General features: G+C 40.6%; 16 protein-coding genes. 10 read left to right on the top strand and 6 right to left on the bottom strand.

The window, feature by feature from the left end; translation table 11 throughout:
* Positions 1-20: 20 nt before the first annotated feature.
* Entirely contained in the window at positions 21-1220 is a 1200-nt protein-coding gene (locus tag Q1W14_RS12590) for a C1 family peptidase (protein WP_300701925.1), read from the bottom strand.
* Between the two features lie 95 nt (positions 1221-1315).
* On the opposite strand from Q1W14_RS12590, the gene Q1W14_RS12585 reads away from it, so the two are divergent.
* From Q1W14_RS12585 to Q1W14_RS12545, 9 genes are all read left to right on the top strand, one after another.
* Positions 1316-2164: a patatin family protein gene (locus Q1W14_RS12585; protein WP_300701878.1), complete on the top strand. Its 849-nt coding sequence runs from the start codon at positions 1316-1318 to the stop codon at positions 2162-2164.
* A gap of 358 nt (positions 2165-2522) precedes the next feature.
* Positions 2523-5594, top strand: a complete 3072-nt coding sequence (locus tag Q1W14_RS12580; protein WP_300701876.1) for a TonB-dependent receptor — start codon at positions 2523-2525, stop codon at positions 5592-5594.
* A 21-nt stretch (positions 5595-5615) separates the two neighbouring features.
* Positions 5616-7400: a RagB/SusD family nutrient uptake outer membrane protein gene (locus tag Q1W14_RS12575; RefSeq protein ID WP_300701874.1), complete on the top strand. Its 1785-nt coding sequence runs from the start codon at positions 5616-5618 to the stop codon at positions 7398-7400.
* A 67-nt stretch (positions 7401-7467) separates the two neighbouring features.
* A complete protein-coding gene (locus Q1W14_RS12570; protein ID WP_300701872.1) occupies positions 7468-9603 on the top strand; it encodes a GH32 C-terminal domain-containing protein in 2136 nt (711 codons plus the stop codon).
* Between the two features lie 10 nt (positions 9604-9613).
* Positions 9614-11083 (top strand): glycoside hydrolase family 32 protein, encoded by a 1470-nt coding sequence (locus Q1W14_RS12565; protein WP_300701870.1) that lies wholly within the window; start codon positions 9614-9616, stop codon positions 11081-11083.
* Positions 11080-12438 carry a glycoside hydrolase family 172 protein gene (locus Q1W14_RS12560; protein WP_300701868.1) on the top strand — a complete coding sequence of 453 codons (1359 nt, stop codon included), beginning with the start codon at positions 11080-11082 and terminating at the stop codon, positions 12436-12438. The genes Q1W14_RS12565 and Q1W14_RS12560 overlap by 4 nt, the downstream gene beginning before the upstream one ends.
* Before the next feature lie 311 nt (positions 12439-12749).
* A complete protein-coding gene (locus Q1W14_RS12555; protein WP_300701867.1) occupies positions 12750-14564 on the top strand; it encodes a GH32 C-terminal domain-containing protein in 1815 nt (604 codons plus the stop codon).
* A gap of 12 nt (positions 14565-14576) precedes the next feature.
* Positions 14577-15743, top strand: a complete 1167-nt coding sequence (locus Q1W14_RS12550) for an MFS transporter (RefSeq protein WP_300701866.1) — start codon at positions 14577-14579, stop codon at positions 15741-15743.
* Positions 15744-15944: 201 nt separating this feature from the next.
* Positions 15945-16832 (top strand): carbohydrate kinase, encoded by an 888-nt coding sequence (locus Q1W14_RS12545; protein ID WP_300701865.1) that lies wholly within the window; start codon positions 15945-15947, stop codon positions 16830-16832.
* Positions 16833-16883: 51 nt separating this feature from the next.
* Here Q1W14_RS12545 and Q1W14_RS12540 read toward each other — a convergent pair whose 3' ends face one another.
* On the bottom strand, positions 16884-17711 hold the full coding sequence (locus Q1W14_RS12540) for a MerR family transcriptional regulator (protein WP_300701864.1): 828 nt from the start codon (positions 17709-17711) through the stop codon (positions 16884-16886).
* A 222-nt stretch (positions 17712-17933) separates the two neighbouring features.
* Positions 17934-19547, bottom strand: a complete 1614-nt coding sequence (locus Q1W14_RS12535) for a serine hydrolase (protein WP_300701862.1) — start codon at positions 19545-19547, stop codon at positions 17934-17936.
* Between the two features lie 268 nt (positions 19548-19815).
* On the opposite strand from Q1W14_RS12535, the gene Q1W14_RS12530 reads away from it, so the two are divergent.
* Positions 19816-22581, top strand: coding sequence for a substrate-binding domain-containing protein (locus tag Q1W14_RS12530; protein WP_300701861.1), 2766 nt, complete (start codon positions 19816-19818; stop codon positions 22579-22581).
* Positions 22582-22662: 81 nt separating this feature from the next.
* Here Q1W14_RS12530 and Q1W14_RS12525 read toward each other — a convergent pair whose 3' ends face one another.
* From Q1W14_RS12525 to Q1W14_RS12515, 3 genes are all read right to left on the bottom strand, one after another.
* On the bottom strand, positions 22663-22854 hold the full coding sequence (locus Q1W14_RS12525) for a hypothetical protein (RefSeq protein ID WP_300701859.1): 192 nt from the start codon (positions 22852-22854) through the stop codon (positions 22663-22665).
* Positions 22855-22957: 103 nt separating this feature from the next.
* Positions 22958-26212, bottom strand: coding sequence for a S41 family peptidase (locus Q1W14_RS12520; protein WP_300701858.1), 3255 nt, complete (start codon positions 26210-26212; stop codon positions 22958-22960).
* Positions 26213-26316: 104 nt separating this feature from the next.
* Positions 26317-26646 (bottom strand): PAS domain-containing protein, encoded by a 330-nt coding sequence (locus tag Q1W14_RS12515; RefSeq protein ID WP_300701857.1) that lies wholly within the window; start codon positions 26644-26646, stop codon positions 26317-26319.
* Positions 26647-26658: the final 12 nt, after the last annotated feature.

The raw sequence follows: 26658 nt of genomic DNA, 5'->3' as shown, positions 1-26658 counted from the left end.
AATCACTAATTACTATTCTCTTATTTTATTCCGATCTTCTTAGCAATTTCAGCAGGGATTGCATCCTTATGTACCAGAATATTGATGGTCTTGTAAGCAACAAATGCATTGGAAGCATACCAAGTACCTTTATATTTGCTATTAGTTCCCCAAGAATTCTTCACCATAAAGTAAGGTTTTCCGTTTTGATCTTTGGCAATACCATAGATAAGCATTCCGTGGTCATCACCAGTTTGCCAATTATCAAAACCTTCCTGACGCAATTCTTGTGTAACGTTGATTTCAGGGAGAGGCTTAGAGGTTAATTCTTTGCGCTTGTCTTCTTCTTTCATTCCTGTCCAGCGAGCCATGTCCGAACCGGTAAGTTCAGCACCACGGGCTGCGTCGGGCATCACTGCGATACCGTCACGAGTAAATCCTTGTTCGCTTACGTCACTTCCCCAAGCTACAGTATAACCGTTGTTTACAGCGTTTTCAATAACAGCCATAAATTCATCTAACGGCAAGTTCCATGAAGTTTCGTTGCGCCAGTTGTCGGGTACTTCAATATTTGCTTCGGTGTAGAAGGGATGATGAGTGAAAGAAGTCAGCGATATGTAATCATCCGGATTCAATCCGAGAGATGCTGCGAATGTTAGCGGAGTATATTCCTTACCTTTATAAGAGAATTTTTCCGGGCACTGACCAAGGTATGTATCATAGATAGCTGAAAGACCTTTTTTCCATACTGGGGTCAGTTTGGTTAGTCTGCCTTTGGCAATGGCATCGGTGTAAGCTCCGGCAACGGCATCCAATTCGTTGTGTACGGGCAATGTGTCACCATACATGATGCCCGGCATTATTTCCTGAGGTACCATTCCATAATTTTTGAGGCAATAGACTACGTCGTAAGCACTTCCGCCGGGAGCAAAAGAACTGTCTCCGTGGTAACGCACGTAGTTTTGGGCACGGTCTATCATGGTGTGGTGTACAACGAACATTTCAGAAAGATCATAATCCCCCTTGCCCATACGCAATAGTTCGCTTTCCAGGAAACCGATGGTTGAGAAGCTCCAGCACGTACTTGAACGATTTTGGTTCTTTACGGAGGTAATAGGATTAGCTTTTACGGTTGTAAAAACGAAGCCTTGTTCTTGTTTTGTTTTATCCTTAGCTTTGTCTTTTGCTCCGGCATTGAGGCTCAACATACCAAGAGCAGCAATAAGAATTAAATTTTTCATCATGATAAAAGTGTTATTAATTTATAGTTGTAACCGCAAATATAAATAGAATTTCGTAAACAAAAGCTATCTTTGGAGCGTTAATTGTGACACTTATGAAGAAATTAATACGTTTGAATGATTATACAGGTCTGGTACTTGAAGGTGGTGGTATGCGTGGCGTCTTCACTTGTGGCGTGCTCGATAGTTTTATGGATAGGGGAATACGTTTCCCTTATGCAATAGGTGTAAGTGCCGGAGCATGTAATGGACTCTCATATATGTCCGGCCAGCGTGGTCGTGCCAAATATAGTAATATAGACTTGTTGGAGAAGTACAATTATATCGGATTGAAGTACTTGCTGAAGAAGCGCAATATTATAGATTTCGATCTCTTGTTTCAGGAATTTCCCGAGCATATATTGCCTTATGATTACGAAGCCTATTTTAATTGTCCCGAACGTTATGTCATGGTAACTACTAATTGTTTGACTGGTGAAGCTAACTATTTTGAGGAAAAACAAGATAAAGATCGTGTTATTGATATAGCTCGTGCATCGAGTAGTTTACCATTTGTGTGCCCTATAGCCTATGTTGATGAAGTACCTATGCTCGACGGTGGTATTGTGGATAGTATTCCGCTAATGCATGCTTGTGAAGATGGGTATATTAATAATGTGGTAGTGTTGACTCGCAATCGTGGCTATAGAAAAGAAGCAAAAGATATTAAGATACCTTCTTTTTTATATAGAAAATACCCTAAAGTACGCGAGGCACTTGGTCACCGTTGTCGTGCTTACAATGAGCAACTTGAATTAGTAGAACGTATGGAGGATGCGGGAGAAATAACTGTGATTCGTCCTTTGAAACCAATAGTAGTAGACCGCATAGAGCGAGACATCAAGAAACTGACAGAGTTGTATGAAGAGGGATATCAGTGTGCGGCTCAGTTTGAGTTTAAGTAGTGATTATCTATATTTACCTATAATTGATCTCACTATAATTAACTATTTAGAATTATTCTCATCACCCACTAAGATAGATTCAATGTTTTTTCTTCTTTTGGGTAGTACGGGTTCTGTGTAAACTGTATCCGTTCTGCTTACCGTCTGTTTTTATTTGATTAATCGAAGTCATTTTTTTAAGAATTTCCTCCTAAATATCGTCTTTAGAAGGTGCTATAAACGATGATGTATCAAAAATAACACCTTTTGAAACATTTTTTATATAGGCTAATACTCCTTTCATCTACTTTTGCAAAGACAAAACTCAATAGGAGTTGAGAAAATAGATTTATTATAAACTTTAAACTAATAAGCAAGTATGTTGAAAAACATTAGTCTCAGACTATGCACATTAATTGTGCTTCTCTTTGCGGGTATTACTTCATTTGCCCAGCAAATTCAAGTGAAAGGTACTGTTGTTGAGAAATCGACTGGAGATGCTATCATTGGTGCCTCTGTATTGGAAGTAGGCTCGAGCAGTAATGGAGCCATAACGGACATTGATGGCAACTTTACTCTTTCAGTGGCTTCCGGTGCTACATTAACTGTGTCCTATATAGGATATAAAACTGTAACAGTAAAGGCACAACCAACTTTGCGTATAGATTTGGTAGAAGATTCCAAAATGATTGATGAAGTCGTTGTTACAGGTTATATGTCTGAAAAGAAAGCCAGTCTGACGGGTTCTGTTGCTGTTGTGAAGATGAAAGATGTAGCTGATATTCCTACAGGTAACGTCTTGTCGAGTTTACAGGGACGTGTATCAGGAATGAACATTACTACAGATGGGGCTCCCGGAGGTGGTAATACTTCAACTTTAATTCGTGGAAAATCTTCTTTCCGTAATGATGCCAATTCTCCACTTTATGTTATTGACGGAGTAATGACTCGTGAAAACATCGCATCTATTCTTTCTTCTAATGATGTAGAATCTATTCAAGTATTGAAAGATGCAGCTTCTGCTTCAATCTACGGTGCACAGGCTGCCAATGGCGTTATCATCATCACTACTAAACGTGCTAAAAAAGGAGAAACCCGGGTCGATTTTGACATGTCGCTTACCTTGCAAACCTACCAATGTGGCTTTGATATGTTGAATGCAGATGAATGGGGACAAACTTATTGGTCTGCTTATAAATATGCTAACAATGGTGCAACTCCCAGTAGTGAGATTTATGGAAATGGTACTACTCCCAAGCTCCAAGATTATATAGGGTTGAATAATACAAAAGTACATGCTGTTGATACCAACTGGCGTGATGTCATTTATCAGACTGCTTTGATGCAGAACTATAGTGCTACTCTTTCAAAAGGCTCTGATAATGGTTCTTTTTCATTGGCATTGAACTATCTTGATCATGACGGTATGGTTAAGAATACTAATTTTCAGCGCATTAATACTCGCATTAGTTCCAATTATCAATTTTTGAATAATCGTTTACGTATCGGTGAGAATGTTGCTATAAATCGTTGGACACAAACTCTTAGTCCGGCTGGCGTGGATGAAAATGCCATTAAACAACATCCTGCAAAATCCGTGTACGATGAAGAAGGCGGATATAATGATGCAATTAACGATGTTTTGGGAGATGCTCCTAATATGGCTCGCTTGCTTGAGAATGAAAAAAGAAACAACCATGAGTACTGGCGCATTTTTGGTAATGCATTCCTTGAAATCGAACCATTGAAAGATCTAGTTCTACGTACAAATTTTGGTATGAACTACTACGACGAATCGAATAAGGTTTTCGAAGCTGCTTGGGCACGTGATGAAGTTAACAAATTGACGCAATCATCCAAAAAAAGACTTGACTGGGTATGGACTAATACCGTTACTTACAATAAAACATTTGGGAAGAATAATCTGACTGCACTTCTTGCAACTGAAGCCAAGAAGAACCATGGTGAATCAATGTTCGGATATGGTACAGGATTAGCCGTTGAAGATGAAGATTATATTTATCTAAATGGAGTTACTGCCGGAAAAAATGTGGGTGCTGATGCTTCCAACTATGCCATGGTATCTTATTTCGGAAAAGTGAACTATGATTATGAAGGACGTTATTTGGCCTCTGTTACCTTACGTCGTGATGCTTCTTCACGTTTGGCAAAAGGTAATAATACCGGTTATTTCCCATCAGTTTCTGCTGGTTGGCGTATCTCAAGTGAGAAGTTTATGGAATCAACGAAGAACTGGTTGTCAGATTTGAAATTACGTGCATCTTGGGGTATAAATGGTAATGACATTATTGATGATGAGGCTCCTTACACTAAGTATCTTATCAGTTTAAAAGATGCAAGTTATAATATGAATGGTGATGGCACAACACTTTCTCCCGGCGGTTATAAAGTGAGATCAACCAATCCTGCTTTAAAATGGGAGAGTACAAGACAGTTTAATGTTGGTATAGACGCAGCTTTCCTGAATGGACGTTTAGGAGCTTCTATCGATTATTTTGATAAGGAGACACGCGATATGCTTGTTGAGAAACCCTATATCGCAGTAATTGGTGAAGGCGGATATTGTTGGTATAATGGTGGTACAATGAGCAATAAGGGCTTTGAAATGTCTTTAACCTGGAGAGATGAGATCAAAGATTTTAAGTATGATATAGCATTCAACCTTTCTTACTATAAAAATGAAGTGACGGATTTGACACAGGAAATCTATTATACTTATGGTGGAGGTAATGGTGTAAACAAAACCTTGGTAGGTCAGCCATTCGGTTCATGGATGGGCTTTAAGACAGATGGTGTATTCCGTACTCAGCAGGAAGTAGACGAATATAAGGCAAAATATGATGTACAGTTTGGTGCTCCCGGTGTAGGACGTATTAAATATGTAGATGCTGATGGTAATGGTGTTATCAATACGAATGACCGTGTATGGCTTGGTTCTGATAATCCGAAGGTAATTGGTGGATTAAATCTTGGTGCATCTTGGAAAGGTTTTGACCTTAGTATGTTCTTTAATGGAATGATTCGTGATGCTTATAATAATTCTAAGTATTATACTGATTTATTCCAATGTTGGAGCGGTAATCACTCTACACGCTTACTCGATGCTATGCATGCTTATGAGAATTTTGAGAAAACAGGTGTATATAATAGTAATGTACCTGCACTGACTACCCTCAATAGTAATAATGAACATGAAGTTTCTCAATTTTATATTGAAGATGGTTCTTATATTAAACTGAAGAGCCTGACTTTAGGCTATACACTTCCCAAAAGTATTCTTGATAAAATGAAAATGCAACATGCCCGTATTTATTTCCAAGCTCAGAACTTGTTTACAATTACTGGTTATACAGGTGCCGATCCTGAAGGATTAGGATATCCTTATCCGTTGCCTCGTACATTTTCTTTTGGATTATCATTTGGCTTCTAAACTTTTAAATAGATTATGATTATGAAACTGAAACACATATATATGATTGGCGCTTTTGCGCTGGTAGTTACTAGCTGTAACGAAGATAGCTTTTTGAGCTTGAAACCTCAAGGTAGCTTGAATGAAGATATTATGACTTCCACGAAGGGGGCTGACTTACTTGTGAATGCTGCTTATGCGGCTTTAGGTGGTCCCGAAGGACAGAGTTGGAGTGTATGGTGCCATCCTACTACTAACTGGACTTATGGTGAGGTTCGTTCGGATAATGCTTATAAAGGTGGAGGTGGCGTTGGTGACCTTAATGAAGTTCATCGTATGGAAACCTTTGATATGGATGCAACCAATGGTTTTCTTGATAGTAAATGGTATCATTTGTATTGTAGCGTACAACGTTGCAACTCAGCACTGCGTGTTTTGAATGCTGCTACGGATGAACAAGTGAAAGGACGCACCTCACGCATAGCCGAGATGAAAGTGCTTCGGGCCCATTATTATTTTGAGCTAAGCCGCCTTTTCAATAAAATACCTTATTTTGATGAAAATGTGGAAATATCTCAATATCCGGATATTGCAAATAACGAGTTTACTCGTGATGAAATATTAGGTAAGTTGGCTAAGGAGATGTTAGACGCTGCTGAGCAACTTCCTTCTACCCAGTCAGAAGTAGGGCGTATACATAAATATGTTGCATTGGCTTATGCTGCCAAGATCAAATTATATCAAGCTTATCAACAAGATGAGTCTACTCATGCAGTGACGGCTATAAATAAAGATTTGCTTAAAGAAGTAGTGTCGCTGTGCGATCAGGTAACTGCAAGTAATCGTTATGATTTGCTGAACGATTTCCAAGGATTAGATCTTGTAGCTAATGAGAATGGTAAAGAGTCCGTATTTGCTGTTCAATATTCTATGAATGATGGCACTGAAAGTGCCGGTCGCATCAATTGGAGTAACTTATTGAATTCTCCGGGTGGTGGTAGCCCTTATGGTGGTGATGGCTTTTTCCTCCCCAGTCAAGACTTGATTAATGCTTATCAAACAGACGCGAATGGTTTGCCGGATTTCAATTATCAATCAAAAGTAGATTATAGCCGGACGGTATTATCAAATGGCGTTTATACCTTGGAAAATACAACACCCAGTGTAGATCCTCGTCTTGATTTTGTTGTAGGACGTCCGAATATAACTTGGAAAACCTATTCTGAAAAACCCTGTGATGGTTGGGTACGTGATAAAGAAACGTATGGTTATAATTGTGCAAAGCGTTTTTGGGTTTCTCCTGAAAGTAGTGATATGTTTAAGGGATGGCCATGGGGGGCTTCTCAACTTAATTGGCAAATTATTCGCTATGTAGATATTCTGCTATGGAAGGCTGAAGCATTGATTGAAATAAATGAGGGTAATGGACTTGATACAGCTCGTGATTTAATTAACCAAATTCGTAATCGTGCTAAGAATAGTGCTTATGTCAAAGACTTCAAAAATGGTTCCAAGTATGCTGCTAATTATCTGATTAATCCTTATACTGCTACCGGATGGAATCAGGAGTATGCCCGTAAAGCTCTTCGTTCGGAAACCCGTCTGGAGAAGGCTTTAGAAGGTGAACGCTTCTTCGATTTGGTACGTTGGGGCATTGCTGAAACAACAATGAACAACTATATTGGAGCGGAAAAAGACAACCGTATTTATTATGCTAAAGCACATTTCACGAGTGGAAAGGATGAATTTTATCCTATTCCGAACAACCAGTACGGATTTTCCGGTGGTAAATATGTGCAAAACCCTGGATATGCTGACTTTAAATAATAATGCATAAATCATAAATGGAAGGGGAATATATACATTCCCTTTCCATCACAAAAAATCTGTTACTATGAAATACTACCTTTATTCCTTATTAGGAAGCTTTTTACTTTCCATAAACATTATTTGTGCTCAGAGAGTCTGGACGTTTGATGAACAAAATCCCTTACTTTCTACTGATTCTGAGTTACAACTGAATTTATCTACTATTAAACAAATACCGGAGTTTGTTGCCGGAATTAAAGGGAAAGCACTTCGTACAGATGGGTATTCAACTTGGCTAAATACTTCTGTAAAAGAAGATTTTTCGTCATTATCAGGTTGGTTTGCATTAGAATCTTATCCAACGGATACTGCCGCTTTTATGGGAGTGAAAGATTTATCGGGAAATTCTATTGCAATATGCACAGATCGTTATGGTGAACTATTGCTTGGAGTTGGAAAAGACAATTCATATTCTTATTACTCTTTAGATACAAAAATAGAACGTTTTAAATGGCTGCATTTATTGATTGATTTAGAGGGCAAATCTATTTATATGAATGGCTATAAAGTAGGTTCGAACCCATCGGAAAAACTAATTTCATCTAACAATATGTATATTCAGATTGGTAAGGATTTTCGGGATAAGAAAGTTTGGATGTACGATGTTACGGCAATAAATGGCCTGATTGATGAAATTAAAATAAGTTCAACTCCTGTTGAGTGTTCGGAACTAATAGCTGAAATTGCTTCTGATTTGAAAAAAACTCCTGTATTAGCTATTCCCGAAACACGATTTGCTGCTGATTTTAATCGCCCTCGATATCATTTGTTGCCGGCTGCCAATTGGACGAATGAGACACACGGGTTGATTCATTTTAATGGTAAATATCATATCTTCAATCAAAAGAATGCTTCTGGCATCTTCTTGGGGCAGATTAATTGGGGGCATTTCAGTAGTTCGGATTTAGTTCACTGGACAGAAGAAAAGCCAGCATTAACTCCTGACAGCTCTTATGATAAAAATGGAATATGGTCGGGTTGTGCTGTGATCAATGATAATGGAGTACCACAACTTATCTATACGGCAGGTGGCGATAAATTGGGAGTTGGCATTGCTTTCCCAAAAGATAGCGCATTGATTGAATGGGAGAAATATGAACACAATCCCGTTATTGCCGAGCATCCGGCAGGATATACCCGTACAGATATGCGTGATCAATATGTATGGAAAGAGGGAAATACTTGGTATATGATTATCGGTTACGGCATAGAGGATACTGAAACGCCACATGGAGCATTGTTGTTATATAAATCCATTGATCAGAAGAAATGGGATTTTATACATTTATTATTTGAAGGTAATCCTCAGTTTGATAATTCCGGTATATTTTGGGAGATGCCCGTCTTCAAGAAAATGGGGAACAAGTATGTGCTTTTAGTCAATAGAGTACCGTATAAAGGAGTACCGGCACGTTGTCAATATTGGATAGGAGACTTTAAGAATGAGAAGTTTATACCGGATGATCTTATGCCACAGAATTTAGAGATTATAAACCGTTTGTTGTCTCCTTCTGTAGTAGAGACACCAATGGGGGATATCGTTTCTATCTCAATAATACCGGATGAAATAGGAGGTGAGGCAACTTATAAACAAGGCTGGGCACATCTATATAGTATTCCAAGAAAATGGCAACTCAAAAATGGAAAGATTTGTCAGACTCCACATCCTGTTTTACAGCAATTACGTGAAAAGCATAGCGTTTTACCAAAGAAAAAAATAGGGGCGTCGCAACCTTATATTATCAGTAAACAAGGACATCAACTGGAGATTAAAGCAACTTTTTATCCAGGGGATTCAAAGCGCTTTGGATTTGTGTTGTGTAAGAATTCGGATAATAGTGAATCTAGTATGATATATTATGATGTTGAGAAGAAGGAACTCGTAGTAGATCAAACTCATTCTTCGGTACGTCAACATATTCCGCTGGAAATTCGTAAAGATTACTATCAGTTGGACGTTTCTAAGCCTATAGAATTTCATTTATTTATAGATGGTTCTGTGGTGGAAGGTTTTATTAATAATCAGGATGCCTTCACAACAAGGATATTCCCACTAAAAGAAAATAGCACACAGTTGGAACTCTTTTCTGATGGAAAGACTACAGAGGCAGCAGCTGAGATTTGGACATTGAAAGATGCTAAAGTAAGGATGAACTTTTAATAGAATAAATATGAAATTTACATTTGCGTTATATATATTTCTGTTGGCGGGAATAGTTTCTGTTAATGCCCAAGTAAGCTCAGATAGCTTGTATAGCGAAGCTTATAGACCTCAATATCATTTTAGTCCACAAAAAGGTTGGATTGGTGATCCTAGTGGATTTATATATTACCAAGGAAAGTACCACATGTATTGGTGGGGAAAGGTAGAATCTACAGATTTGGTGCATTATAACGAAATAACTCCTTTTGCAATGACTGGTGCCAACTCTAACATTGCATATTTTACAGGCTCAGTACTTATTGATAAGGATAATTCTGCCGGTTTTGGCAAAGATGCTTATATAGCAGCTTATACGGCCTTTGAGAAGGATTCAAAAAAGCAGGCACAAGGGATTTCTTTTAGTCATGATGGAAAGGCATTCCATTATTATGAAGGTAATCCTGTTCTTGATATATGGAGTACAGAGTTTAGAGATCCAACAGTGTTTTGGCATGAGCCGACTCAAAAGTGGGTAATGGTTGTGGCGAAAGCATTGGAGAAAAAGATAAAGTTCTATACATCTACTGACTTGAAGAATTGGACGTGGACCAGTGATTTCGGACCTGCGGGTGATCATGAAAAGTCTTGGGAGTGTCCTGATTTGTTTCAACTGCCTGTTGATGGTGATTTTAATAATAAGAAATGGGTAATGGTAGTATCGATCAATTGGGCACAAGAGCAATATTTTATTGGAGATTTTGATGGGACTTCTTTTACGTTAATGGATAATCATCCCGATACTCCCCTGTATCTTGATAAAGGATTGGACTTCTATGCATCACGCACTTTTCGCGATTATGATAATACTCTGAAGAATACAGTTTCAATGGGCTGGGTGGCTACATGGGATTATGCACAATTAGTCCCTTCTGGGTATGGAAAAGGTTTTTGGTCCATTCCTCGTAATTTGAATTTGAAAACATATAAAGAAGGAATTCGATTAATTCAGAATCCTATTGAACAACTACAAACACTTCGTTATAAACCCTTTTCAATAAAACGTTCTTTGCAAGTAGGCATACAAAATATACCTGGATTTGTGCCTGAGGAGAATGTGTATGAACTTGATGCAACTTTCTCTACTGACACTTCCAATACCTTTGGATTTAACCTATGTACAGGTGATGGTCGTAAAGTGGTGATTAGTTATGATACTGATTCCCACAACTTAGTGATTGATCGTACTCACAGTGCAGATGTTGCTATTCCTAAATTTAGTCGCATGACACATGCTTTGGTTGAACCAATAGACAATAAGATAAGATTTCATATCTTTGTAGATAAGTCTAGTATTGAACTATTTACTAATGATGGGAAAGATGTATTTACTTTACTGACTTATCCTAATGCTTCTCAAACAGGAATTGAACTGTTTGCACAAAAGAAAGGGACAAATATGGAATTGAATGCTTGGATGCTTAAATCTATATGGAAATGAAGAATATAATATCTGTTTTATGCTTGTTATTGCTGGTCTCTTGTACAAGAAGAACATCTCAAGTTACATTGGATTCACTTTTGGATGAGATGGTATCAGTTGAGGAGTCGGCACGCGGACTATTGCAGCCACATACCAGCTATACTCCGGATGGGAAAGGAGGAAGTACCTTATTCCTGCCCATACCTTTTGCAAAAGGTTGCAAAATAACCTTTGAAGATGAAGTTGGAATCACTGCTACCCCCAAATACTATCATATCAATTATCGTAAATATCCTAAAGGTACATTGGTAGAAACTTTTTCGGATAAGGTAGTTGCGGACGTCAGGCAGAAGATTGTAGTGGTTGATAATTTGCTATTACATCCGGAGGTTAAAACGGAGTTACAGGGAAGTGAAAAAAGACAATGGTTGCAACCGGGCGATTCTATATGTATAGATTTACCACAAGGAGAGAATGCTGTTTATGAAGTTAATTTTGAAATAGGTAAAGTCGATTCTACAAGGTATGCCCAGTTAATGCGCAATTTGATATTTATGGCATCTTTTGATAGTATTCTTACAGTTTGGGTGCCTTTGTCTGATTATTCAGGCGGAGGTATGGGGGCACCGGCTGTTCAAAGTTGGTTTTTATCAGCCGACGGACATGGAAAGGTTATTAGTCGTTGGCTGATGCCTTATCAGAAAGGGGCTCGTTTATCGATACGTAATATTTCTACTCAAAGTGTGGATGTAAATATGAAAGTAATGACTGCTCCTTTACAATGGGGAGAACGCTCATTGTATTTTCATGCTTCCTGGCGTCAGCAGAATCAGCTACCTGTATATGATCATCCGGACGAAGATCGAAATTGTAAAGAGTGGAATTTTGCTACATTAACCGGGAGAGGAGTTTATAAAGGAGATGTTCTAACTCTCTTTAATCATTCAAGGGCCTGGTATGGTGAAGGAGATGAAAAAATATGGGTAGATGCGGATACTTTCCCTTCTCATTTCGGAACAGGAACAGAAGATTATTATAATAGTTCGTGGGCTCCTGTTGTTATATTCCATACCCCGTTTGGCGGTGCTCCTCGTGCCGATCAGCAGAGTTCTCATGGATATAATACCTTTTTCCGTACTCGTAATTTGGATGGTATACCCTTCTCTTCTAAGCTTCAATTTGATATTGAGTTATTAAGTTGGATAAAAGGAACGGTGGATTACGCTACTACTGTTTACTGGTATGGAGATGCAGAAGCTAAAGCTGTTGGAACATCAGGAGAGGATGAAGCAGCCAAAGAATTATTGCCTATACCTGTTGATATATCAAAATATCACCGTGAAAATAGTATTGAATTTGAGGACTTAGGGTAGTACTTTCTGAACCTATTAATTTGGGGACTTTTGCTCCTGATAATGGAAAACTTACTTTGGAAGTTACCGTAATAGGAACGAATCCTAAGACTGTAGGAGAGAAATACATGTTTGGCTTAGATTGCATACAAATACTTTAAGAATATAGTTACATGAAAATAGATTGGTTTTTATGAGATAATTAATAACGAGTCTTATATGTAACATTTGTACTATACTTTGTAACAAAATAGATAGCCTCAGAATAGTTTAGCGCTTATCTTTGTGCCATAATTAAATATAAATTTATTATAATCTTAATACCAAAAAACATGATTCAGTTTAGAAAGATCTGGCGTTCTACTTATCGATTATTGTCTGTATTAATCATAGGTGCAGCAGCTACAGTTATAACATGTCAGGCTGTAAATCCTCCTTTCGTGATTAAACATTTAGGTGACGGACAGAGTATTGTTCAAATAGATGAGCAAAGAAAGTATCTGTTGCTACCGGTAGAAGAAGCTTCACCGGAAGCTAAATTGTATATGATAGCTAATAATGACGTTGTGCGTAGCATGAATGTGCGTCTTGCTATTAATAAGATAGATTATTTTGTTCCGGTGGATATGACCGGATTCGAAAACAAGCAACTTTCATTTAACTTCCAACTGATTGCTGATTCGGCATTGTGTTGGGATGAAATAAAGCTTGCTGACGAATTCGACTTTTCAAACCGAGAAGTGTTTCGTCCGGTCTATCACTTTACGCCGGCTTACGGTTGGATGAACGATCCTAACGGAATGGTATATAAAGATGGTGTTTATCACCTTTTCTATCAACACAATCCATACGGCTCAATGTGGGGAAATATGCATTGGGGACACGCTACTACAAAGGATTTGATAAACTGGGAACATCAACCGGAAGCTATATTGCCCGATGCATTGGGAACTATCTTCAGTGGTTCGTGTGTAGTAGATAAAGACAATACCGCCGGATTTGGTGCCGGAGCTATCGTTGCATTCTATACCTCAGCAAGCGAACGCCAGGTACAAAGTATGGCATACAGCCTCGATAATGGCAAAACCTTCAAAAAGTATGCGCGGAATCCTATATTGACTTCCACTCAACGTGACTTCCGTGATCCTAAAGTGATTTGGCATAAAGACACACAAAAGTGGATTATGATTCTTGCCGTAGGGCAGGAGATGCAAATCTATTCTTCGCCTAACCTGAAGGATTGGGCTTATGAGAGCAGTTTTGGTGAAGGACAAGGCGCTCATGGTGGCGTTTGGGAATGTCCCGATTTGATAGAAGTCCCTATTGAGAATACCGAGTTGAAGAAATGGGTGTTGATTTGTAACCTCAATCCGGGAGGACCTTTCGGCGGTAGTGCTACCCAATATTTTGTGGGCAACTTTGATGGCAAGACCTTCGTGAACGACTCTCCGAAGACGACCAAATGGATGGACTGGGGAAAAGATCATTATGCTACTGTTACTTGGAGCAATGCTCCCGAAGGTCGTCACATCGCCTTGGCATGGATGAGCAATTGGCAGTATGCCAATGATGTACCTACCAAGCAATATCGTAGTGCAAACTCTGTACCTCGCGACCTTTCGCTTTATACCTCCGATGGAGAAACTTACGTAAAAGTGACTCCTGTTCCTGAACTTCTGAAAATGCGTGATAAAGGTACTAAGAAACGTACATTCAAGGTAGATCGTACCTATAACTTAGATAAGCTCTTGAACGACAATACCGGTACTTATGAAATAGAAATGACTATTCAAAATAAGAATGCAGATGTTATCGGTATGCAGCTCTTCAATTCGAAGGGTGAAGAAGTAGACCTGTACTACAATGTGGTTGAAAAACAATTCTCAATGGATCGCACAAAGAGTGGGGATGTAGCTTTCAGCAAAGAATTCCCGGCAGTAACGGTAGCTCCTGTAGATGGAACTGACGAGATGACGCTTCGCTTGTTTGTTGATAAGTCGAGTATCGAGGCTTTTGGTAATGACGGACGTATTGCTATGACAAACCTCGTATTCCCCTCGGAACCTTATAATCGCATCAGCTTTTATGCAAAGGGAGGAAGCTATGCTGTAACTTCATTCACTGTTTATAAACTCAGTTTAAAATAAAAATCCAACATTATGGAAAATACTAAAAACGCCTCATTGATGAAGCTCATACCTGTGATGCTTTGCTTTTTTGCCATGGGTTTTGTTGACCTTGTGGGCATTGCATCCAACTATGTGAAGGCAGACCTTGGCTTATCAGATGCCCAGGCAAATATCTTCCCTTCGCTCGTTTTCTTTTGGTTTCTTATCTTCTCTGTGCCCACCGGCATGTTGATGAATCGTATCGGAAGGAAGAAAACAGTACTTCTCAGTCTGATAGTGACCTTTGCTTCTTTACTACTGCCTATATTTGGCGACAGCTATACATTGATGTTGCTCTCTTTTTCCTTATTGGGAATCGGTAATGCTTTGATGCAAACATCGTTGAATCCATTACTTTCTAATATCGTAAGTGGCGAGAAGCTGGCAAGTAGCCTCACCTTCGGACAGTTTGTAAAGGCTATTGCTTCTTTTCTGGCTCCATACATTGCCATGTGGGGTGCTACGCAAGTCATCCCTTCGTTCGACATGGGTTGGCGGGTACTATTCCCTATTTATATGGTGATCTCTGTGGTTGCTATTCTACTACTTAACGCTACTTCGATCAGCGAAGAGAAGGAAGAAGGCAAACCGTCTACCTTTACCCAATGCCTTGCACTTTTGGGTAAGCCGTTCATCCTGCTTTCTTTTATCGGAATTATGTGTCATGTGGGCATTGACGTGGGTACTAATACTACAGCCCCGAAGATATTAATGGAACGTTTGGGCATGACGCTGGATGATGCGGCTTTTGCTACCAGCCTTTATTTTATCTTTCGTACGGCGGGTTGTTTGCTCGGTTCGTTTATTCTCCAAAAGATTGCTTCACGAACCTTCTTAGGTATCAGCGTGTTATGTATGTTGGCAGCAATGGCAGGACTATTCTTCTTTCAGGATAAGACGATGATTTATGTTTGCATTGCCCTGATTGGTTTTGGTAATTCTAATATCTTCCCTGTTATCTTCTCGCAGGCATTGCTGACGATGCCGCAGAAGAAGAATGAAGTTTCCGGTCTGATGATAATGGGGCTTTTCGGTGGTACGGTCTTCCCTATTGCTATGGGACTGGCTAGTGACGCCATGGGGCAAAGCGGGGCTGTAGCTGTGATGACGGTCGGCGTATTGTACTTATTTTTCTATATGATAAAAATGAAGCGCTGATGTCATTGTTTATGAAAAATCAAGTAAAAAGCGGCTTCACAGTACTCTCTGGATGGGGTAGCCTCACATAACGACAGAGGCAACCTCACATAACGACTGAGGCTATCTCACATAACGACAGAGGGTGCCTCACATAACGACAGAGGCTATCACCATCAAGGAGAGACGTGAAATGAATGAATTTATTAAATTATAATTACCATGAATAATATTGTTGTAGGAATGGGTGAGGCACTTTGGGATGTGCTGCCCGAAGGGAAAAAAATAGGTGGTGCTCCGGCAAACTTTGCTTATCATGTATCACAGTTTGGTTTTGATAGCCGCGTGGTCAGTGCAGTAGGTAATGATGCCGACGGAGACGAAATTTTGAAGGTATTCGGACAAAAAGGTTTGCGTACCCAAATAGAACGTGTACCTTATCCTACCGGAACCGTGCAGGTTACTCTCGATGCGGTTGGTGTGCCCTGCTATGAAATAAAAGAAGGTGTTGCATGGGATAATATTCCTTATACCGACGAACTGAAACGCCTGGCATTGAATACCCGTGCTGTTTGCTTTGGTTCTTTGGCGCAGCGCAATGAGGTGAGTCGCAACACTATCAATCGTTTTCTCGATACCATGCCCGATGTTGAGGGGCAAATAAAGATATTCGATATTAATCTTCGCCAAGGATTTTATACTAAAGAGATACTTTGCGAATCCATGCGCCGCTGCAATGTCCTTAAGATAAATGATGAAGAGTTGGTGACCATCAGCCGTATCTTCGGCTATCCGGGCATCGATCTTCAAGACAAATGCTGGATACTGCTTGCCAAATACAATTTGAAGATGCTTATCCTGACTTGCGGCACAAACGGAAGTTATGTATTTACTCCGGGAGTGGTATCTTTTCAGGAGACTCCAAGAGTTCCGGTAGCCGATACGGTAGGGGCGGGTGATTCGTTCACAGCAGCTTTTACTTCTGCCATATTGAGTGGAAAACCTGTGCCTGAAGCACACAAACTGGCAGTAGAAGTATCTGCCTACGTCTGCACACAGAGTGGTGCAATGCCGGAATTGCCGGAAGTGTTGAAAAACAAGTTGAAATAAAAATAAGCTCATCCGATAAATTCGTCATTTATCGGATGAGGCTTTTTAGGACTATCCCTTCACGGGAAGTTGTATTTCTGTTAACCACTCCTCTTCCGATTCTTTGTTCCAGATACCGTCTATCTGACAGAAGCGGGGACGTTCGCTCGCTTCGTAACCATTTGCTTCGGCATAGGTATACAGTTCGGCAAACGTGTGAGGCATATTCTCGTATGGACCGTAATGGTTAATGCAGAGTGCACGGGGTACTTCGGGAAGTACCTTGAATTTAATGAGTTCGGAGTCTGTACCTTTCTCGGCTACAGCTTCAAAAAATTCTATATCTATGTCTACACCATATTCATCGTTGTACTCTACTGTGAAGCAGTATTGTGGTTCGGGACATTGGCATCCCAAACGATGCATCTCAGGTCCGATGATGTTAGGACATAAGTTAAATAATTCCTGATACGAATCAATTGTACGCCGGTGTGTGGCAAATACTCTGCTGGGTAATGACTTCTCAAATACTTTTTCCATTTTGTTTTCTGGTTGTTGGAGCATGTTTCCAAGTCGGACAAGTTCCGATTGCCGTTTCGTCAATCGCTTAATCTCGATTTGGCAGATGTCGGCTTTCTTCTTTATGGTCTCGGCATCCGGATATTCTTTGCCTGCCTCAAATAGTTCGGCAATCTCATCAAGGCTGAATCCCAGTTGCTTGAGATAAGCAATCTTGTTCATCAGTCTCAACTGGCTGATGTCGTAATAACGGTATCCAGTCCATTCATCTACTTCGAAAGGTTGTAGTAATCCTCTTTCTTCATAGTGCCTGAGCGTCTTCACCGTCACTTGGCAGAGCTTGGAAAATTCTCCGATTTTAAACTTCATTTTACTTTTCATAAACTTTTGCGCAATGGTTTATGTTGCAAAGATAAATGCTGCCCTAAGGTACGAGTCAAGAGAATTGCAGAAAATATTTTCATAATCTATGTAATTTTTATATCTGGGGGCATAAAGATAGAGTTTTCATTGGTTTAATAATAGAATTCCCTTTTTCTTTCCCGTTGATACGGTCAGAAAAAGGGAATTATCACTGGTTAACGAGAATTGAATGATTCTTTTTTAATACTGACTGGCAGCTTTTATAACGATCTTCTCCAAAAGTTCCTGCATCTTGCCAATTACCGGATTGCTTTCCATGTCATATTCGGCAGCCATCAGATTCATTTGTGGGAAGGAGGCCCATACACTGCCGTTCTTATCTTCCCATACTGAAATTTTCAGGGGTAATTCGATGGAAATGCTTGGGTTCTCTTGCATCAAGGCTGTACCTACTTTGGGAGAACCGAAAACTATTACTTGATTGGGACGTAGCTTCAAACCTACTTCTTCGGCATTCTTACCGTGGTCGAACTTTGCGAATACAGGTATCCCCATAGTTTTGAGAACCTTTTCTATTTTGGACATGGTTTCGTCTACGCTGAATAGGCTTTCGTAAGTATAGAGCAAGTCGTCGTTAGCGCCTGTGCCCATTTTGCTACTATCAAAAGCTGCGGCTATTTTACGTCCTAAATTGGTGAGGTCGACTCCTTCTTTATTGGCGAGTAGAGTAACGCATACCAGTTCGGAAGCATCGGTAAAGCGGCTTAAGAATGCTGAATGACCGGAGACGTTGCCTTTGATGTCCATTAAGCCTTTATGATTGTAGAATTGCCATCCTGCCATTGCCGGAACGGTCTTGCCATTTGCTAGTTTGGTAGGCTTGTATATGATATCCCGGTTTTCAGGTTTCTCAATCAATACACTACCTGCTAGTCCTATGTCCCAATGACTTACATTTTCGGCTGAGGCCCAAATGTCTGCGAAACCTTTCAGGCTGGTCGGGCTGATTGTAGGGGCAACTACCAGTTTTCCTTCTTTTTCTACATATCCGGTTGTTGTTTCAGAAGGGTTGATGTAGTCTTTATCTTTCTTGAAAGTTTGGTGTACATTGGCGGTAGTGGTTACATCTTCTTGTTTCACATTAGGAATATCTTCGCCGAAATAAGTCTGTTTCAGTCCCAGATAGTCTATTTGGTGCTTTTTCACGAAGTCGTGATAAGGCATCTTAGCTACTTTTTCAATGATGGAGGTCAATAGTAAGAAGTTGGTTGCACTCTGTTTCACGTCAGTGCCGGCATCGAATGCGAGAGGCAGTGTGGCTACCATTTGTACTAACTGCTCGGGTTGGTAATTGGCGGATACATCGAATGCTTTCTGTTCCCGATAGTCCGCAATGCCCGAACTATGCTGCATCAATTGCAGAATACTGATAGATTTCCAGGGTTCCGGAATCTCTTTCAGATATTTACCGATAGGATCGTTTAAATCCAGTTTACCTTTTTCATAAAGTTGCATGATGGCAACGGCAGTGAACCCTTGGGAGATGGGGCCGATAGGCCAAAGTGTTTTGGCTGCGGCAAGGTTTCCTTTTTCAATGTCGGTAACTCCATAACCCACAATGCGCGGAATATAGGGAGCCTGCACGATGGCGAGTGTCATGCCCGGTATTCCTTGTTCTTCCATAAACTCATAAATCATTTGGTCGATGGCTTTACCTTGGTAAGCCACACGCACATTTCCTCTGCCTTCTTGGGGCAATTGGCTTTCAAACTTCTTCATATCATTTCCTCCGTTTTGCGCTGACATCATTCCTGAAATCAGCAATACTACTAAGATTAAAAAACTCTTCTTCATAATGTTTTTATTCATTTTTCCACAACGTAATTACTCTTGTTTTGTTTGATCTCTTTTGATGTTGCAAAGATAGGGTGCTTATATGTAGCGGGAAATGGCGATATCACATGTTGAGTTAGCTATTTTTCCCGAAGTACTAAAAAGTACCGGATATAGGGTTATTGTATGAACGGTAATTATTTACGCTTTCTTATCTTAGAATTAAAGGCCGATATATCCTTCTAATTCAAATATTAGACTATTTTTGTAACTCAATTTGTAATATACCATGAAAAAACTACTTGTACACTACTTTGGTATGCTATCCTTTCTGATTGTGCTATGGGGAATTCTTCTTTCTTGTTCCCATCATGAGCCCCATTTCCGTATTGGAGTTTCTCAGTGCAGTGAAGACGAATGGCGTCATCAGATGAATAGTGAGATACTGCGTGAAGCTAATTTCTATGATGATGTGGAAGTTGATATACGTACTGCCGGCGATGATAATGCCCGTCAGGCGGAAGACATCCGCTACTTCATAAATAAAGGAGTCGATTTATTGATTGTGGCTCCCAATGAAGCAGCACCGATTACTCCGGTAGTAGAAGAGGCGTATAATCAGGGTATTCCTGTGATTGTAGTAGATCGGAAAATCCTCTCGGATAAATATACGGCTTATGTCGGTGCCGATAATTATGAAATAGGAGTAGCTGTAGGAAACTACATTGCCAATACGTTGCACGGTAAGGGAACCATCGTCGAAATATCAGGCTTAGTCGGCTCAACTCCTGCCATTGACCGTCATCAGGGATTTATGAAGGCTATATCAGGCTATCCTGATATTCGCTTATTGGATACAGAAGATGGTGCTTGGCTTCGCGTTCGTGCGGAAGAAAAGATGAACAATTTATTAAATCTTTATCCGCAGATAGATGTGGTCTATGCTCAAAACGACCGTATGGCTGCCGGAGCTTATTCGGCAGCTGTTCGTCAGCATCGTGAAAAGGATATTCGCTTTGTGGGTATTGATGCCCTCCCGGGTGAAGGTTACGGAGTGGAGCAAGTACTTGCCGGTGAACTGGATGCGACTTTTATTTATCCTACCGGTGGCGACCGTGTCATGCAGATTGCCATGGATATACTGAATAAACGTGATTTTCCTCGCGAAACCCTTCTCAATACTTCAGTCGTGGACCGTGATAATGCACTTATCATGAAGATGCAGACCGGTCATATCAGTACTCTTGATGGAAAGATTGAAATGCTGAACGGTAAGATCAATCAAACCTTGACACGTTATGCTACCCAGCAAGGTATGCTCTTGGTCAGTTTGGTTGCTCTCTTGTTGGTGGTTGGCTTGTTGGTAGCAGTGTATCTTTCTTTGCGAGCCAAGAGCCGTTTGAACCGTGAGTTATCTTTGCAGAAAAAGAAACTGGAAGAGCAGAAGACGCAGTTGATAGAACAAACGGAACTATTGGAAGAGCAGAAAGAACAGTTGCAACAACTTTCTCATGAACTGGAAGCGGCAACGCATGCCAAACTCGTATTCTTTACCAATATTTCCCATGATTTCCGTACTCCGCTGACTTTGATTGCCGATCCTATCGAACAACTTCTTTCCGATAAGACAATTAATGAGCAACCCCGTCAGTTATTGGAACTGATGAAAAAGAATGTATATATCCTTTTGCGCCTGGTCAATCAGATTCTTGATTTCCGTAAAGTAGAAAACGGGCGTATGGAATTACATTTGGAGCCTTTCGATCTATTGAATAGTTTCCAAGGTTGGAATGACTCTTTCCGTATGGCTCTTTTGAAGAAGCATATATCATTTAACTTTGAAACAGGCGATGCCGACTACCGGATGATGGCGGATGCGGAGAAAATGGAACGTATTTATTTCAACCTCTTCTCCAATGCCGTAAAATATACACCGGAGAATGGAAAGATAAATATACGCTTGGAAGCGGAAGAACAAAACTATCGTTTGTCTATCTTTAATTCAGGCAGTTATATTTCATCGACCGATGTGGAAGCCATATTCGAACGTTTCTATCAGGTAGACGGTCATCAGGCTGGTACAGGTATCGGTTTGGCATTGGTGCGTGCTTTTGTCGAGATGCATGGTGGCAATATCGCTGCCCATAGTAATGAGAAAGGGACTACTTTTATGGTAACTTTCCCCAAACAAGATGTTGCACAATACCATCCTACAATCGTAACATTACCTGCCGAAGAAAAAGAAGTCTCGTCTATTTTGGTAGATACGGAAATACTGGTAGGGGAAGAAGCGGTAGAAGCTGATTGCCCGATTGTACTTATTATTGATGATAATGCTGATATCCGTACATATGTGAAATCATTGCTTTCTAAAGAATTCCGTGTATTGGATGCTGCTGATGGTGCTGTCGGAATCCGTCTTGCCATGAAATATGTACCTGATATCATTATCTCCGATGTGATGATGCCCGGTATGGATGGCGTGGAATGTTGCCGCCGTTTGAAGAGTGAGTTACAGACTTGCCATATTCCGGTTATTCTGCTTACTGCCTGTTCTTTGGATGAACAACGTATCTTGGGATATGATGGTGGGGCAGATTCTTATATATCCAAGCCTTTCAATTCGCAATTACTGTTATCCCGTATTCGTAACCTTATTACCAATCGTCGGCAGTTGAAGCAGTTCTTAGGCGATAATCAAACGATAGAGAAAGAGTCTGTCAGCGATCTTGATAAAGACTTTGTATCTCGCTTCAAAGCGCTTATCGAGGATAAAATGAAGGAACCGGACTTGAATGTAGAGGACTTAGGGCGTGACATGGGAATGAGTCGCGTACAGTTGTACCGTAAGTTGAAATCACTCACTAATTATTCTCCTAATGAGTTATTACGTCAGATCAGATTAAAGAAAGCGGCCTCATTGTTAGCCTCTTCTGAAATGACGGTATCGGAGATTGCATACGAAGTAGGTTTCTCATCTCCTTCGTATTTTACGAAATGTTATAAAGAGCAATTTGGTGAAAGCCCCACTGATTTCTTAAAGCGAAAAGGATAGTAACTCAAATAAATAGAAAGCATACGAGGTTGTTTTTGAAAGAAAACAACCTCGTGTGTTAAAGAGTAAATGCATGGAATCTTATTTCAGCATTTGCTGTAAATTATCTCTTCCCCAGAAGTAATATACTGCCAAGCCAATCCAACTGGTGAGAATTACAAGTATGATTGCTACCAACTTCTTTTCAGTAGCAACATTTCTCCATCGCCACATTTCCATGGCTGCTTTGATAGTCAGTATTACACCAACAATCCAGATAACAAATCCAATCATAATGTTCGTTCTTTTTCTTTGTAAAACAAATAGAGACTGAATCCGGTTCAGAAACAGTCTCTATTTTTTGATTTAGCTTATTCAGTTATTTCGTCGGGAGTAATTATTCTACTCCCAAGTCCTTCATTGTTCTTGGTGCGGGAACTCCCGGTAGTGGCTTGCGGTCTTTCAATTGCTCCAATGCTACTTCAATAGCTTTGTTCAATTGTTCGTCCACACCCATCTGTTCTTTGATCGGGTCGTTATCAATGAGAATGTCAGGATCTACTCCATGATTCTCTACAATCCATTGACCGGTCTTAGCATCGAAGTTGGTAAAGAAAGGAACGCGTATATCAGTACCATCCATATAAGGTAATGAACCACTGATACCTACAATGCCACCCCATGTGCGTGTACCGATTACTGTACCGATTTTTGTAGCCTTGAAGCTCCATGGGAATAAGTCACCATCCGAAGCTGAGTATTTGTTGATAAGCAATACCTTTGGCCCTACTTGAGTACCTTCGGGGATAGTACCCACTTTTGTGGAACCACGACGCATCGTCAAACGATACGGATCACGAAGCAGACGCTCGATAACCATGGGCGAAATATTGCCGCCACCATTGGCACGGTCGTCAATAATCAATGCTTCTTTGTCCAGTTGCGGATAGTAGTAACGGGTAAATTCATTCAAACCTTCCGGTCCCATATCAGGGATATAGATATAACCTACACGTCCGTTAGTCGCTTTTTCTACTTTCTTTATGTTGTTTTGCACCCAATCGTAGTGATACAAAGGAGCTTCATCGTCTATCGGATTCACCACAACTTTACGTGCACCCGCTTCGGAAGGACTGCTATTGACAGTTAGTTCAGTCAAAACCCCGGCTTTGCCAGCCAAGAGGCTGTATACATTCTGAGTGGTAGTAGTTGGAACGTCATCAATGGCTATGATGTAATCTCCCTCTTTCACATTCATACCCGGTTCGGTGAATGGAGAGCGAAGTTCGGGGCGGTAGTTGGCACCCGATAGAATCTTTTCGATACGATAGTATCCACTCTTATCTTTACTAAGTTCTGCACCCAATAATCCCATCTTGATGCGTTTGGGAGACGGGTATTCGCCCGGACTGACGTAAGCGTGTCCGCAAGCTAGTTCGCCAATCAACTCTCCGATGATGTAGTTCAGGTCGAGACGGGTTTTAACGTAAGGCAGCAACACGGCATATTTTTCTTTTAACGCTTTCCAGTCTACGCCGTGCATGTTTTCCAGATAGAATCCATCACGGTAAGCTCTCCATGCTTCATCATAAATCTGTGCCCATTCTTGCGGATAGTCTATGGGGGCAATCATATCATTCAGATTTACAGCCTCGTCCAAGGTGGCTTTTCCTGTGGGAGGGTCGATAACGTAGAGGCTATTGTCCTTGAAGAAGAGTGCTTTCTGATATCCGGCTTCCATGGACATAGCTGCACCCTCGGCTACGGTCTCTTCTTTTTGTTTGGCAAGATCGAATGATTTGGTATCTCCATTGGTGGAGTACCATACTTTCTTTCCATCAGAGTAAAAGTTCCTATAATAACCTGCTGTTAAAGGCAGTTTTAGAATGCGTTCCGAAATACCTTCAGGATCGAATTTTACGGTGGTAGCATCATTTATTTGTTTTTCTGCTGATACCGACTTTTTCTTATCGTTTGTTGCTTTAGGCTGCTGAGTATCAGCTTTTATTTCCACTTCTGCATCTTTGGGCAGGAAGGGGGAAGGGGTATCGCTTGCTAATAGAGCAAGGTAAACACCTCTCATACGATTATAAGCAAAGTTCCACTCTACCTCACTATAAATAGGGTTGAAGTCACGTTCGGAAGAGAAGATTAGGTATTTCCCGTTGGTGCTGAACACAGGGGAAGAAGAAGAATACCACTTTTCTGTGATGGGGTATTCTTTGCCTGATGTCAAGTTATAGACATAGACTACGCTCATATCATTTTCACCCGATTTTGTGTAAGTTATCCATTGGCTATCGGGAGCGAAACTTACTCCGTAATATTCACCCATCGGGTTCTGCATGAGAGTCTTCTTGGTTTTGGAAGCTACGTCTATTAATACAATCCGGTTCTTGCGGTCAGTATAGAGTACTTTTTTGCTGTCCGGGCTCCATGTCATAGTACGGATATAAGTATCATTGTTTTGGGTCAGTTGGGTAGGGTTGCCACCTGCGGCTGATTGCAACCAAATTTCTGTTTCACCGGTACGGTCGGAGATATAGGCAATGTATTTTCCGTCAGGACTCCAATTAGCCTCACGGTCGTTGGCTCCGGGTGTACGGGTGATGTTGCGGGTTACACCTTTTTCAGCGGGAACATCGAATACTTCGCCTCTTGCTGTTAAAGCCAGTCTGCTTCCATCGGGTGAGAGACTTGCCGTGTTGATGTCATCAGACACCTTTTTCATCTCTTTGCGTGCATAGATGTTTTCGGCATTCAATGTGATATTGATTTTTTCGGCCTTACGACTGCTGGGATCGAATTTATAGAGATATCCGGCATTCTCGAAAACGATGATTCTCCCGTTTGTACTAGGGAACTTCACATCATAGTCAGTGAAGTTTGTTACCTTTTCGGTCTGTTTGGTTTGGGTATTATAGACGAAGAGGTTCATGATGCGATCACGGTCGGAGATGAAGAAGATTTCATCACCAATCCACATAGGCATTATATCTTGGGCGATGTTATTGGTAACATTCTCTACTTTTTGAGTAGCGGGATCATAAATCCAGATATCGTCCGCCATACCGCCTTTATAATATTTCCAGGTGCGGAATTCGCGGAACACACGGTTGTAGGCCAGTTTCTTGCCATCGGGAGAGTAACTACAGAAGCCACCTTCAGGCAATGGAATAGCTTCGGACATGCCGCCATCTTTGGAGATAGTCCAGAGTTTACCCATGAATCCGTCGCTGATACGATTGCGGTAAACTATTTGTTTTCCATCGGGACTCCAGGTCATTACTACATTGTTGGGACCCATGCGGTCGCCTAAGTCATCGCGGTTATTGGTAGAGGTATAGGTGAGTCGTTGAGGTTCTCCACCGTTAGCAGAAAGAAGGTATACTTCTCGATTTCCGTCATATTCACCTGTAAAAGCAATAGATTTTCCGTCGGGTGAGAAACGGGCAAACATTTCATATCCGATGTACGAAGTGAGTCTTTGAGCTTCACCACCGGTTAGAGGGGCTTTGTATAAATCTCCTGCATAGGAGAAAACTACTTCCGAACCGTTGGTAGTGGGGAAGCGCAACAATCTAGCTTCATCGGCATATCCGGTGAAAGCTGTCCCGGCAAGCAGCAGGGCGAGTAGGAGCTTCTTTTTCATGAAGATGTATTTAGTGTTAAGAAATTGGTTTCCGATTATTTTATTTTCGGATAACAAGCAAAGATATATCTTTTATTTGTGAATGCAGATATGCAAGACCAGTTTTATTGGCGTATGTAGTGTGGCATCTCGCCCGGCAATTCCATTGAGATCTCAACAAGTCCTTTGACTATATCGTCTTCTTTCCATGCCGTCTGATAAATCATTTTCTTTATTCCATTTTTTTCAATGGTGTAGCAGTTACTTCCTCCATTAGCCAGCATATCCTTTATCTTTTCAATAGATTTCGGACTGTGACAATCAAAGAGATTCTTTCCAATTAAGTCACCATACTTCGCAAACGTATTGCATGCTTTATTATTCATATAAAGTATGTTCCCTTCTGTGTCGCATACGGTTACGGCACAATTCATTTCTTTAGCCCATTCGTACATAGTATTTATTTT

Source organism: Bacteroides sp., from assembly GCF_030151085.1.
Taxonomy (GTDB): Bacteria; Bacteroidota; Bacteroidia; order Bacteroidales; family Bacteroidaceae; genus Bacteroides.
Note: the sequence above shows the minus strand (reverse complement) of the source record. Positions and strands in the feature narration are given on the sequence as shown.